Raw genomic sequence first — 12,886 nt, forward strand, 5'->3', positions numbered from 1 at the left:
TCAAAACGCGTTATTTGCTCAGTCCAGCACAGCGACATGTTGCGCTATGGAGTGTTAATGCTCAATTGGGTTAAGCCGATGAAGATTACCCAAGTAAAGCAGAAAATGACCTTGTGTTTCTATGCGGTGCGTCAACGGAAGATTTATGACAATAAAAAGGAAATGAAAATGACAAACGTGATTGATTTAATCGAGTCGATGGGCAGTACAGCAAATTTTGGTGAAGGCTGCAATACGCCGTTATCCGCGGATTTACATAGCGAAGTTGTTGAGGCGCTGGAAGCTAGAGATAGCCACAAGCTCAATGAGCTTTTAGGCGGGCGTGGCAAGATATATTGTGCATTGGCTACGCCGGGTGAGCAGCAAGATGAATTTGCTGATGAGCGCGATGATGAATTGTTAAAAAGTGCTTAAATGGGTTAAGTAAGACTTTTCAAATAAAAATAAGGATAAGAAATGACAAAGGTAATTGATTTAATTGAGTCTATTGGCGTTACTGCAAACTTTGGTGAGGTGACACCTGTTGAAACTGCGGAACTAGATAATGAACTAGCAGTAGCATTGCAAAATAAGGATAACCAGCAGTTAAACGAGTTGCTTGGTGTGCGCAATAAAATTGTCTGTGCATTGATGCCAGCTAAAGACGATGAACCAGAGGAGAATGATGAGTCAGAAGATGATAAAGAAAATAGCTCTAAATTGATATTAAAAAAATTAGGTTAAATAGAGCTAATACTATAAAAAGGGATGTTAAAATTAACTAGTTTTATTTTTTTATTATCTCTGATTTCTATGTCCGCACACTCTTTAGAGAAAGTGGACATACTTTTGGATGAAGCTGAATTAAATAGGAGTTCAGATCCTAGTACCTACAAAGATGTTTTAAATAAGCTCGATAAGCTACAGCGTGAGTTTACGCCACTTCAGTCTTATAAGTATAAGTATTATAGAGCTTATCAATTTGCAATAAAAGGGGATGTTAAATCCGCAATCAACCTTTATGAAGAGGTGTTTTATGGTGTAGCAGATATTAGTTTAAAGGTTAAAGCTGGTTATTCTATATTTAATTTGTATGCTGTTGAAAGGGATTTTATAAAAGCCATTTCCATGCATAATGAAGTTATGCCTCTATATGCATCTGTTACAGATGCAAGTGTCAAGTATTCTGTTATGTTAGCAAGTATGGTCCTTTTTTATGAATTAGAAACTTATGAAAAAGTTCTTCAATACTTGGAACCAGACTTAAATGCAAAAAGTAGTTTGAAGTGTAAATATCACACTATGAGAGTTAGGGCTCGGTATAAAGTATCTACATTAGATTTTAAAAGACAAGATTTTGAAGATGTAATTTCTTTGTGTAATAACTCTCGTGAGCCTCTTTTTGAAACTTTAGTTAGATTAGATTTGTTAAGGTTTTTATTAGATACTGGACACTTGAGACAAGCAAAGTTAGAGGGGCTAAAGAACTTACAAACTGCTGATTCGAGTCAGTTTAGTCTAGTGATTCAAGAGTATTACTATTTGTTAGCGAAGATACATTGGGAGTTAGGTGAAAAAAGTCTAGCGCTTGAGTTTGCAAGTCAGGCAAATCAAGTGGGGAGGGGTAACAAATTCTCACTACCACAAACGTTAACTTACCAGCTGCTTTATCAAATCGAAAAACAAAAAGGCAATTTTGAACAAGCGTTGTTTTATGCCGAGAAATACGCAGAGGCTGATAAAGCCTATTTAGATGAAGTACAAGCTAAAGCACTTGCGGTGAAAATGGCAGAAGCAGAAGTGATTGAAAAGAATCGTCGCATTGAAGCGTTAGCTCAGCAAAACCAACTGCTTAAACTTGAGCAAAAAGTCGATATTCAAGCACAAGAGAATAATCGTTTAATTATTACTGTGATGCTTTTGTTGATATTGTTCATTTCTGTGTGGGCTTATCGAACTAAAATGGTGCAAAAAGAACTGAAGCGGCTGTCACAGTTTGATTATTTAACCAAAGTGTTTAACCGCCGTCACTTTACCTTTTTAGGGGAGCAAGCCTTGCAACTGGCAGCAAGGAAGCAGCAGCCCATAAGCGTGATCATGCTAGATCTCGATTACTTTAAACAGATTAATGACCGTTATGGCCATAGTATTGGCGATAAAGTATTGGTTAAAGCTGCGTCTGAGTTAAAACAATTAACGCGAAAAAGCGATGTTTTTGGGCGTCTCGGCGGCGAAGAATTTGCGTTAGTTTTACCCGATTGCAGCCAACATCAGGCGGCAGTGTTTGCTGAGCGTTGCCGAGAGCAATTAGCGCGTATTGCTTTTGTGTCGGAATCTGGCGAGCCTTTCCAAGTAACAGCGAGTTTTGGCGTGACTGACGCACAGCTATCAGGCTTTAATTTAACTAAATTGCTTTGTGACGCCGATACCGCGTTGTACTCAGCGAAAGGGGCTAGTCGCAATCAGGTGAGTGAGTTTTCACTGCAGATGCGAACCGAACCTGAGAATGAAAAGGACATTACCACCCATACCCGAGGGTAGTGGTTTGTTGCCCGCTAGGATGCTAAGAGGTTACCCATGTTTCAACAGTTACAGCAACAGCTGAATATCGATAGTATTTACGACTTAGATCAACTGTCTCCAGCGCAACTTAAACAAGCATTACAAGCGCAGAAAATCCCATCAATTGGCTTACGTAGTGATTCTGCCAACGATATTGATGCCTATAAGGCGCAGTGCCGAAAAATTGCCGACATCGCCTATCATTGGCCGTCTGCGGGCTTAGTGGCTGTTATGCATATGCATGTTGTGTTGGCATTTGCCCGCTACCCCAAGTTTATCCCGTATAGCCAAATTATGCTTGAAGATATTGCTAAGCATGAATCGCTATTGGCGTCGCTTTCTGCGGAAGGAGCTGTGCAGAAACAGCAAGGTTTTGCGCCCTTATTGCATCAACGAATGTCGGCTACGCAATTTCACCTAAACGGCATTAAAAAGCCCGCTTCATTAAGCCATATTGCGGATTACTTTGCCTGTATGTCTCGCGAAGCAAGCTCGCAAGAAGCGGCAATGGTGATCATCCCGCGCAACGATAAAGTGAAGGTCGATGCCAGTTTGTGGGATAGTGAGGTATTTAATGCTGCAGACACGCAGGCTGTACAGTTTGATAATGTCATGCTAAGTGCTGATCAAGTTGCCGATGAGGGCAGTGAAGTGATACCGGTAATGTCACTGGCATTGGGGACATTTCAATACATGACAATCCAATGTTATTTAGGGATTGCGCAACGCTTGATTGATAAGATTTCGGCGACATTCAAGCCCTATTACGAACTTAGAGCGGCGATGGCACGGGTGCAAATGTTCAGTGCTACGATGTGTGATGTCATAGCTCAGCAGTCATTTAATACTGATACCGACGAAGGCGCACGGCAGTTTGTGCAGTCTTGTCGTTATCATTTACAGCGTGATATTGAAGTGTTAGTGAGCAATGTGCACAAACATATGAGTGCCACAGCTTTAGTTACAGATAAAGACTTTGCCCATCTAATGAATACCTTAATGATGCTCAGTTTTCATCCAGTCGCTGAGAAAAGTGCCATTAGGGAGTTTATGCCGCAGTTCAATGGTTAAGTTTGTTGTGCAAACTTAACCACACCCAGTTGCGCTTGTGCTCTATCAAATACCAGATAATAGCTGGTCATCAGCGGTAACCCCATGATGGATTGATTGGGCCAGTCGGCTAATTGACCGATAATTTTAAAACAGGCCTTACCGTGTTTTGGGGTATTAAGCTGCCAATAATCTTGTGCTGTTATCGTGATGCCTACGGTGTCAGTTTGATTCGCGTCAGCGGATTGTGCGCCGCTAAAGTGAAAAGTGATGTCTGGCCAGGCGGCTAAATCTAGTTGCTGCATGTCAATGCCGGTATCTTGGGCGGAAAAGTCTTTAAAGGCATCAATTAATGGCAACAACTTCGCATTACAGCTAGCGATTTGTTGCCGCAAAGCTTGGTAAAGGGCATCAGTAATCGCTATACAACTGGCCCCGGTATCGATAATGGCATTACTAAATGCACTGTTAAGGTACTGCGTTTGCAGTGGCGCAGCAGCTATAGCTGAGCCCGCTCCCACCTGCATCGATACCAGGTTGACGTTGTAGTACACATCATGCAGTACCTTAAGCTGTTTAAATTGCCCTTGGTAAAGTTCGGTATGCTGTTCAGCCTCACCTAAAATTAGCCAACCTTGATTGAGGGGATCGGCTGCTAATTGCTTGAGGCTTGACGAATCGTTGGGACTATCAACATGAATGCTAGAGCGTTGGCAGTAAAAACCAAATTTGTTGCTCACTAACCCATGCTGGGTAAGCTCAGTAAAATAAGGAACAATATCCTGTTCGGGCTGTTGCCATAAGAAATGCTTAAAGCTTGGTAGATTATCGCTATCAGGCTGTTTTTCTGCTGCATTTTGCTTTGAGTCAGGCGTTGTGTTTGACGAGCAATTAAACGGCCACGGGTAGGTGAGCGCCGGTGTGATGTTTTGCTGGTTGAAATAGCGACTTAAATCATAGCCCTTGTTGAGATGGTGATAGCCTAATCCTAAAATACCATCGGCATCAAAAAAGCTAGTTTGCTGCTGTTTATTGGCCACCAAGGCAACGTGGCACTGGGGTAAAGTTATCGCGCTTGTTTCTGCCCTGTTGCCTACGCTAGCGTCAGCACTTTTCTCAGCATTAGTATCGCTACCTATGCCTATTTGGGTGAGTACCACTGGGCCATCCCAACCACCGACTCCATAATTGACTTCTTGTGCATAGCTGGTGGCAGTTAATAGTGTGTCTTCATCGGGTTGATATTTACCCACGTCCACAGCCAAAGTACTACTGCCTGTGTCTAAGATTAAATTGACCGGGGTATGTTGGCTGCCAATACGCAATTGAGCACAAAAATCGCCCTTGGCATACACATTACTCAACGGCAGTTTAATACTGCTGATTTGATGCTGCGGTTGCGAATTTTTAGCGCTATCCATTATTGCTCCTTGGCTTGCTTGCTGTTAGCAAGGCACTTTGAACTAAGCGCGCTTTATTAAAAGCCTCTTTATTAAAAGGCTCTTTATTTAAAGCTTTGTGTTACAAGCTTTGCTAACGCCTTTAGTAAAGTGTCTTTTAGTGCGGTTTGTATTAGCAGTCTGATGTTAAAGGTGCGCTGAGCTTAGTGCATCTAAACTCATTTGCTCGCCTTGCGGGCTAAATACCGTCACTCGGTTACGGCCATTGCGTTTAGACTGATACATCGCGGTATCTGCATCAGCGGTCAGTTTATCGAGGCTGTAGCCCGATAAGTTAGCATCGGTAACCCCTAAGCTTGCGGTAATACAAAAATCGTAACCTGAGTCTGCGGTGTTAATTTGGCTTATGGCTACACGGCAGCTTTCAGCTAATTTGAGTGCGGTTTGGATATCGCAGCTTGGCAATATCATGCAGAACTCTTCACCGCCTAAGCGGGCGAAAATATCGTTTTTACGCCCTTGAGCTTGGCACACTTGTGCGACCTGTTTTAACACCCAGTCACCACAGCCATGACCGTAGTTATCGTTGATCTGCTTAAAGCGGTCTAAATCAAACAAGATACAGCTAAGTTGGATATCGGAGCTGGCACAGTATTTCAGTGCGTCTTCTGCGAGCTGGGTAAAGTGACCACGGTTATACACTTTAGTCAGCGCATCATATTCGGCAAGCTGTTTAAGTCGTTGCTGGGTTTTCCATGACTTGTAGGCCCAAAATCCCAGTAAGGTAATAATTGAGATCAGTAGCGAAATAAATAAGCGATTATTTTCCGCCTCAGTGGTGGCTAGCTGTTGCTCCACTCGCAGTAACTTGTTTTGTTTATCCAGCAAATCTATCTGGTTTTTTTGCTCGGTGGCTTGGTGCTGCGCCAACTGGAAGGCTAAATGTTTGGTTTTTACATCATCTAAATAGGCTTTATCTGCCGCAGCATACTTTTTATGGTAATCCAGCGCCAGTTGATGATCGCCGCGGGCTTCGGCGATTTGGAACAGGATGTAATAGGCTTCTAAAGTTGATTCATTGTTTCCTAATGATACTGACATTTCTAAAGATAAGTGTGCATAAGAGTCTGCTTTTGTACTTTCATTATTGAGAAAATAAGCTTGAGATAAAAGCGAATAATATCGAGAGGTTACTGGTGGGTAGTTAATTTTAAGCACAGTTTCTAGATGAGTGTGCAGCAGTTCTAAAGCATCAGGAATTTTTCTAGTTTCTATTAATTTAGTTGCAGTGTAGCCTGCAACAATAGTGACCATTAGATGCTCGTTACTCTGCTGGCAAGTTTTTATCGCTTCAGCTATCTGTTCGCTTTTTTCATCAAGTTGGTTGAGCTTTAATTTAGCTTCTATTGCCAATTGTTTTGCTAAACATGCATTCCGCCCTTTATCGACTAATGAGCTTAGTTTGTTCGCGTAATGAAGACCTAGTTCGTATTGGCCAAGTTGATTGTAAAATAGCGCTATAACCAGATTTGCGTGTTGCTTATGTTCGCTGGAATCAATATTTTCAAATAAAGTCAATAGGCTGGATATTTTCTCTAATCCGGCAGACCAATTCTTTGAGATGGCGTAAATATTTATGAGTGATAGTGTAGATCTGAAATTTAATAATTCAGAACTTTGTAAACTGATGACTTCTTTATGTAGTGATATTGCTAATTTAAAATTTCCCTCGAAAGAGGCTTTGTAGGCTTCTAAGTATGATAAATAGGCAACTTGTGCTTTGGTGAGTGAAGATATATTTTGGTTGAGTTCCGTTATTAATTCATTGAACTCATTCGGCTCACTGCTCCTTATTTTATCTGCACGCTCCAAGGCCGCATTGAAATCCTCTAAACTACCAGCGTAGCTCGAGTTGGCAGTTAAGAGGATTATTAATAGCGCTACTCTTAGCATAATAAAGGAAGATTGATAGCTTAAGACGACTGTGTGTCTTTGCTATCTTTGCTATCATTGCTATCTTCGTCTTTGCCAGAGTCTGTAGCCTCGTCATCTTCAGCAGGAATCATAGCGCAAACAACGTCGGGACATACATCCAGTTCACGCTTTAGCCTGATATCGTCACGATTTAGCAGTGAGGTCTTTAAGTTAGGATTAAGATCTGAATCATTGATGGCTTGCTCAAAGCCAGTTTGGTTTTGTAGCGCCGCGTTTTGACCCATTTGCTCAAGTAGTTCAATGACTGATGACATAGTATTTCCTTATTGGTTGCTATGAAAAAAGTTGGTTATTTATTGTTGCTGTTGTCTGGTACTGTGCTAAATCTTTTGCCTCAATGGCTGGCTATAGCTTTTGCCTTAAGAGCTTGCGCCTCAAGGAAAAAGTTATAGCACTGCAAGCCGTTTAAGCGGCTTTCTCAATCACTTGGGTGTTATTGCTGCCGCTATCACGGCTATCATCCGCATCGTCTTCCTCTTCATGGGCTACGAATACGCAATAAACATCGGGGCAGACATCTAGCTGGTTTTTAACGGCCAAGCTATCGGCTTGGATAAGTGCTTGTTTAAGCTCATTGCTGATATCGGCTGCGGCAATTGCTGCCTGACGCTGCGCGCTGTCAATTTGTAAGTTGGCATCCTGCCCGAGTTGTTCTAACAGCTGTGTAATGGTTGACACTGTTTTGTTAAATGACATAATTTTGTTCCCTCAAGGTTATGTTGATTGCGCGGCAATTTCATTGCCGCTATGTAGTTATTATTGCTACTTCTTTACCAACTGGTTTGTGGCTCATTTACTAGCTTATTTTGTAAAGCCCATGGTTATTTCACCAAGGCTAACCCAGCTGCTGACTCTCGCTGCTCAAGCTGCTGCTCAATCTGCGCTAGTCTGTCTAGTACTGCCTGATTGGGGCGCATTTTCTCGCTGGGCGGGATTACTAAAGTGGTGTGCATAAAAATCTCTGCATCGGCCAGCTCTGCAATCGTTAATCTTTGCTTACGCACGGTGTCGATGGGCAATACCGCTGCTTCATATAAAATCACTTGGTGATCTAACGGATAAGTTTGTGCCAGCAGCTCAATCAATACTTGGCGGTGGGCCTTACCGGTGGCGAATTTAGTCAGGCTTTTGTCACCCGCTAGGCCAATTTGCCACAGTACTAGATAGCATGAAGGGTCATATTGGCGCTGATAAAACATAAACTGACTGGCTTCAAACTGCTGGCAACCGACTCGGCCGGGATCGATGCCTAAATCAGCAATTAAACAATCTTCTGCGCTGATCCCCGGCACCATCACGGCAGGATATCCTTCGCTTTGGGCAATCTCGATGGATTTGTGCGGCGCGTGGGCAAACACACCTGGGTGGCCATAAAACGCGCCAACCACTTTTTTGCCTGCACGCACTTCATTTAGCATGGCACCGACCATTTCGCGGTAGGTGATGTGGCGTGATTTACCTTCGGCGTAAAACACTTGCAGCGAGCGCACATCACTGTGCATTTCTTGGAGCCATAACTCCACCACACTGTTAGACACCCCGGTAAACACCACATCAGCTTGTTCGATATAGCTGCGTGCTAATGGGCAGATATGGGCACCCAGTGTCATTCCTATACCGACGCAGGCTAAACTTCCAGACATTTCAAAACCTATCTTGTTTAATTTATTAGAATAATTTGACTACAAAACCAAACGGATATAAATGGCAAGATACCAGCTAATGCCAAAATTTGAAACGCTATCGTGATACTAATGTTGTATAAATGTGTCTTTATATTGGCTTTGAAGCATATAGCAACTTGCTTGTCCTGTATTTGGCTGTAAATTCTGCATATCTATTTGGTAATTTAGTCTTTGGGCAATCTTTAAAATTGCCGTGTTGTCAGGGCGAAAATTTGAATACATTTTGTGCAGGTTTAAGTGATGAAGACCGTACTCGGTTAGCGCGCCTATTGATTCATAAGCGATATGACGGCCATAACACTTTGGAGTGAGCATAATGCCAAACTCTGCTTGCGATGAGTCATCTTTATCGATAGCAATATTTTGCATCCCAAGTGATTCTCCACTTTGTTTATCGATGATCACCCACACATAATGTCGTTGCGGGCGATTTTTAAGTAACTTCAGGGCGATTGAAAATGACTTTTCTGTTTTCTCATAAGCGAGTGTTGCACCAATTTTTTTCATTACTACAGGGTCGGTATACAGCGAGCAATATAATGCTTTATCACGCTCATCTAGCAAACGCATGGTGAGGCGCTCGGTTGAAAATTGCAGTGTAGGATCTGTTGTCATGCTTGAATCTCGCTATTTGCTAGTGTGACTAGAGGCTTTAGTTATTAGTGGCTTAGTTAGTCGCTTTGCTGTTGTCAGCAGCGTTGTCAGATTGCACAGATTTGACAGCCTGCTTGGCAAAGCGAATCACGCCGTTTTCGTGGGCGCTACGGTCAAACACCACATAGTAGTTGCTCATCAGTGGTAGCCCGAGAATCGATTGATTGGGCCAGTTAGGAAACTGCGACAGAATTTTAAAGCAAGCTTTGCCTGCGCTGGGGGTATTGAGCTGCCAATAGTCTTTTGGCGCTACGGTGATATCAACCGCTTGTGGGCTGTCATCAACGCCGATGCCGACAAAGCGAAAGGTGAGAGTTGGCCAAGCGCTAAGGTCTAGCTCGTCCATATTCATGCCAACAAACTGTTGTGACACTGCTTTAAATGGTGCAATTTGCTCGGTAAATTTGGGGTTAATCGCATGCAGCTGCTCAACCATGGCATTAAACAGGTAACGGGTTAGCACAATCGCTGACGCGCCAGTGTCAATAATGGCGTTACTGCGCCCCCGAGCTGCGGGGCTAAAACTCACCCCATGGGTGTGACTGTGTGAGTGGCTATTTGCATGGTTGTCTAATTGGCTTTCAGAGTGATTATCTGAATGATTATCTGAGTCGCTGGGAGTATCGCCTTGGCTATCTGCGTCTGCTTGGTCTAACTGGTCTTCTAGCTCATTTGTTAGCTGCGAGTCTATCTCTTCATTGTCGCCTACTTGCAGGGCGATGAGATTGACGTTGTAGTATTTATCTTCCACTACCGAAATCGTGGCAAAATCGCCTTGATACAGCTCGGTATGTTCTTCGCCGCCACCTAAAATCAGCCAACCTTGATTGAGTGGATCTTGCCCCAACTGCTCAAAGTGATCGGCGTGCTGAGCAGCGTTGGTATTGGTGGAGCTGGTATCAATGGCATTGTTGCAGTTGGCAAGCTGCTGATTGACATGAATACTGGAGCGTCGACAGTAAAAGGCAAACTTGTTGGCGGTTAATCCATGTTGAGTCAGCTCGGTAAAATAGGGCACCACATCTTGACAGGGTTGCTGATTTAAAAACTGCTTAAACTTACGTAGGTCGTGGCTAGTAAACGGCTCTGTAGCACTATTTTGCTTGCTGTCTGCATCGGCTTTATGCTGGTTTTCAGGTTTTGTTTGACTAGTTGTATCGGGCGTGCAATCACACTGGCCGTCAGTGCTGTTTTCAGTATCGACATCGGAGTTGATAATGGGGGTAAAGTCTTTTGGATCTAAAGCTATTTCATCATCAAAAGGCCAAGGGTGGGTGAGCGCAGGATTAATCTTGTACTGCTCAAAGTAGGGTTTGAGGTTATAGCTCTTGTTTAATGCATGATAGGCCAAACCTAAAATGCCATCGGCCTGCGCAAAGGTGGTTTCTTGGGCATTACAATACACCACGGCCACCGGGCAGCTTTCCAGTACCACAGGATTATGTGCGTGTTCATGGTAGTCATCGTGTAAATCCCAGTCGATGGCATTTTCACAAATCCCCACACGGGTATGTACCACAGGGCCATCCCAACCGCCTATGCCGTATAGCACTTCTTGTGCAAAACTGGTGGGGTTTAACGCCTTGTCTTGCTGTTCGTTATAGTCGCTGCCGCTGATAACTAACGTGCTACTGCCAGTATCAAGGATAAGGTTAACTGTATCTTGATTGGCGCCAATCGTTAACTGGGCGCTATAGCCGCCTTTAGCATAAACATTGGTGAGGGGGATTTTTAAGGTGCGAGGCTTAATTGCGGCTTGGTTAGCGGTAGCTGGCATGTGGGCTGTCCTTGCAATTGAGAATTTATGACCGACTTGCTTGGCGAAAACTCAAGCAGTTAGTCATATTCAACATGTTGTTTTACCGATATTTTTAACCCGTTTTACTGAGGCTTTCAACTGCTTTTAACCCTTTTGTTACAATTTATGACTTGGAAAGTCGCTATCGCAACTTGTATGTTAAAGGCCGTTATCAAGCGACAGCCTAAAGGCGATAGCAGATTGAAATAACAATAATAAATAACAAAGTGGCTAGCGGCACGTTTGCTGCTAACTACCACTGAGGCCCATATTGGGGCCACCATTGAGGGAAAGATATGAAGCAGCAACATACCGCATCAAATCAAGGGCGTCGTCGCCCATTAGCCGCTGTAAGTGCAGCGTTAATGCTTAGCTTAGGCGCCAGCAGCGCTGCATTAGCCGCGCCAATTACTGTTATCCACGCCGGAGAGTTACTGGCTGTACCGGGTAAAGACAGTGCTAAAAAACAAACCTTAGTGATAGATAATGGCGTGATCAGCCAAGTAAAGTCGGGTTATGTGGATGCAAGCAGCTTTGGTGATGATGTTACCTATATCGACTTGAAAAACCGCTTTGTGATGCCGGGGTTGATGGACATGCATGTGCACCTTCAAGGTGAACTCGGCCCTAAAAATGACAGCCAAAAACTGCGTATGTCAGATGCGGATGTGGCCATGCAAAGTGTGTATTTTGCCAACAAAACCTTAATGGCTGGCTTTACCACAGTGCGTGACTTAGGGGCCAAGCCTGAGCAAATTTATGCGCTGCGCGATGGTGTGAATAAAGGCTGGATTGCCGGCCCACGTATTATTGCCTCGGGTGGGGTATCGGTTACTGGCGGCCATGGCGATGTGGATGGCATGAGTCCAGATTTGCTAGAGAAATATACCCAAAAAACCATTTGTGACGGCCCTTATGATTGCCGCAGCGCCACCCGCCGCGCGATTAAGTTTGGTGCCGATGTGATAAAAGTGACCTCAACCGGTGGGGTATTGTCTGATACCGACACTGGCACAGGCCAGCAAATGGCTGATGACGAGCTTACCGAAATTGTGGCAACGGCTCATGCCCTAGGTCGTAAAGTAGCAAGTCACGCCCACGCAACAGCCGGGATTAATGCTGCACTTCGCGCCGGCGTTGATAGTATTGAGCACGGCAGTTATGCCGACAAAGAGAGCATTAAGCTGTTTAAGAAAAACGGCGCGTTCCTCGTACCAACGCTATTGGCAGGCGATACCGTGGTGCAAATGGCCCACCATTCAGACTTTATGTCTCCCGCTATTAAAGCTAAAGCCAAACGTGTTGGCGCTGATATGACCGCCAACTTTAAAGCTGTGTATAAAGCTGGTGTTAAAATCGCCTACGGTACCGATAGTGGTGTATCGCAGCACGGTAATAATGCCCAAGAAGCGGTATTGATGCATCAAGCGGGTATGAGCAACAGCGATATTTTAGTCTCTGCGACCATTAACGCTGCAGAACTAGGTGGCAAATCAGCTAAACTCGGCACCTTAGAAACCGGCAAATATGCCGATATTATTGCCACTGACATCAGCCCACTGGACGACATTAAAGCCTTACTCGACGTCGATTTTGTTATGAAAGGCGGTGTGGTTTATAAGCAAAAATAACTGATTGATAAATCAATAATCGGATTGTTTTATCTTATTAGTTTAAAGGGTTGGCATTCATTGCTAACCCTTTTTTGTATCTGATTTTTCGATATATCCGAAAGTGTCATGATGCCTGCGGCAAGCGAATGT

General features: G+C 43.8%; 12 protein-coding genes. 5 read left to right on the plus strand and 7 right to left on the minus strand.

Annotated elements, in window-relative coordinates:
- Nucleotides 1-57: 57 nt before the first annotated feature.
- From ACHUFW_RS00315 to ACHUFW_RS00330, 4 genes are read left to right on the plus strand one after another with little or no spacing between them, the layout of a single operon-like run.
- Nucleotides 58-414: a hypothetical protein gene (locus ACHUFW_RS00315; RefSeq protein ID WP_394199881.1), complete on the plus strand. Its 357-nt coding sequence runs from the start codon at nucleotides 58-60 to the stop codon at nucleotides 412-414.
- Nucleotides 415-456: 42 nt separating this feature from the next.
- On the plus strand, nucleotides 457-723 hold the full coding sequence (locus ACHUFW_RS00320; RefSeq protein WP_394199883.1) for a hypothetical protein: 267 nt from the start codon (nucleotides 457-459) through the stop codon (nucleotides 721-723).
- A gap of 24 nt (nucleotides 724-747) precedes the next feature.
- Nucleotides 748-2,520: a GGDEF domain-containing protein gene (locus tag ACHUFW_RS00325; protein ID WP_394199885.1), complete on the plus strand. Its 1,773-nt coding sequence runs from the start codon at nucleotides 748-750 to the stop codon at nucleotides 2,518-2,520.
- 36 nt (nucleotides 2,521-2,556) lie between these two features.
- Entirely contained in the window at nucleotides 2,557-3,612 is a 1,056-nt protein-coding gene (locus ACHUFW_RS00330) for an acyl-CoA dehydrogenase family protein (RefSeq protein ID WP_394199887.1), read from the plus strand.
- Here ACHUFW_RS00330 and ACHUFW_RS00335 read toward each other — a convergent pair.
- From ACHUFW_RS00335 to ACHUFW_RS00365, 7 genes are all read right to left on the minus strand, one after another.
- Complete coding sequence (locus ACHUFW_RS00335) at nucleotides 3,609-5,012, minus strand: pepsin-like aspartic protease (protein ID WP_394199889.1); 1,404 nt, start codon at nucleotides 5,010-5,012, stop codon at nucleotides 3,609-3,611. The two genes, ACHUFW_RS00330 and ACHUFW_RS00335, sit on opposite strands and share 4 nt — an antisense overlap.
- 165 nt (nucleotides 5,013-5,177) lie before the next feature.
- Nucleotides 5,178-6,404: a GGDEF domain-containing protein gene (locus tag ACHUFW_RS00340; RefSeq protein ID WP_394199891.1), complete on the minus strand. Its 1,227-nt coding sequence runs from the start codon at nucleotides 6,402-6,404 to the stop codon at nucleotides 5,178-5,180.
- Between the two features lie 560 nt (nucleotides 6,405-6,964).
- Complete coding sequence (locus tag ACHUFW_RS00345) at nucleotides 6,965-7,240, minus strand: hypothetical protein (protein ID WP_394199893.1); 276 nt, start codon at nucleotides 7,238-7,240, stop codon at nucleotides 6,965-6,967.
- Nucleotides 7,241-7,391: 151 nt separating this feature from the next.
- Nucleotides 7,392-7,682, minus strand: coding sequence for a hypothetical protein (locus ACHUFW_RS00350; protein WP_394199895.1), 291 nt, complete (start codon nucleotides 7,680-7,682; stop codon nucleotides 7,392-7,394).
- A gap of 125 nt (nucleotides 7,683-7,807) precedes the next feature.
- A complete protein-coding gene (locus tag ACHUFW_RS00355; RefSeq protein ID WP_394199897.1) occupies nucleotides 7,808-8,629 on the minus strand; it encodes an SAM-dependent methyltransferase in 822 nt (273 codons plus the stop codon).
- A gap of 108 nt (nucleotides 8,630-8,737) precedes the next feature.
- Nucleotides 8,738-9,286: a GNAT family N-acetyltransferase gene (locus ACHUFW_RS00360; RefSeq protein WP_394199899.1), complete on the minus strand. Its 549-nt coding sequence runs from the start codon at nucleotides 9,284-9,286 to the stop codon at nucleotides 8,738-8,740.
- A 52-nt stretch (nucleotides 9,287-9,338) separates the two neighbouring features.
- Complete coding sequence (locus tag ACHUFW_RS00365; protein WP_394199900.1) at nucleotides 9,339-11,102, minus strand: pepsin-like aspartyl protease; 1,764 nt, start codon at nucleotides 11,100-11,102, stop codon at nucleotides 9,339-9,341.
- 386 nt (nucleotides 11,103-11,488) lie between these two features.
- Here ACHUFW_RS00365 and ACHUFW_RS00370 point away from each other — a divergent pair, with 386 nt between their 5' ends.
- Complete coding sequence (locus tag ACHUFW_RS00370; protein WP_394200473.1) at nucleotides 11,489-12,754, plus strand: metal-dependent hydrolase family protein; 1,266 nt, start codon at nucleotides 11,489-11,491, stop codon at nucleotides 12,752-12,754.
- Nucleotides 12,755-12,886 lie beyond the last annotated feature (132 nt).

The organism is Shewanella waksmanii (assembly GCF_043643685.1).
GTDB lineage: Bacteria > Pseudomonadota > Gammaproteobacteria > Enterobacterales > Shewanellaceae > Shewanella > Shewanella waksmanii_A.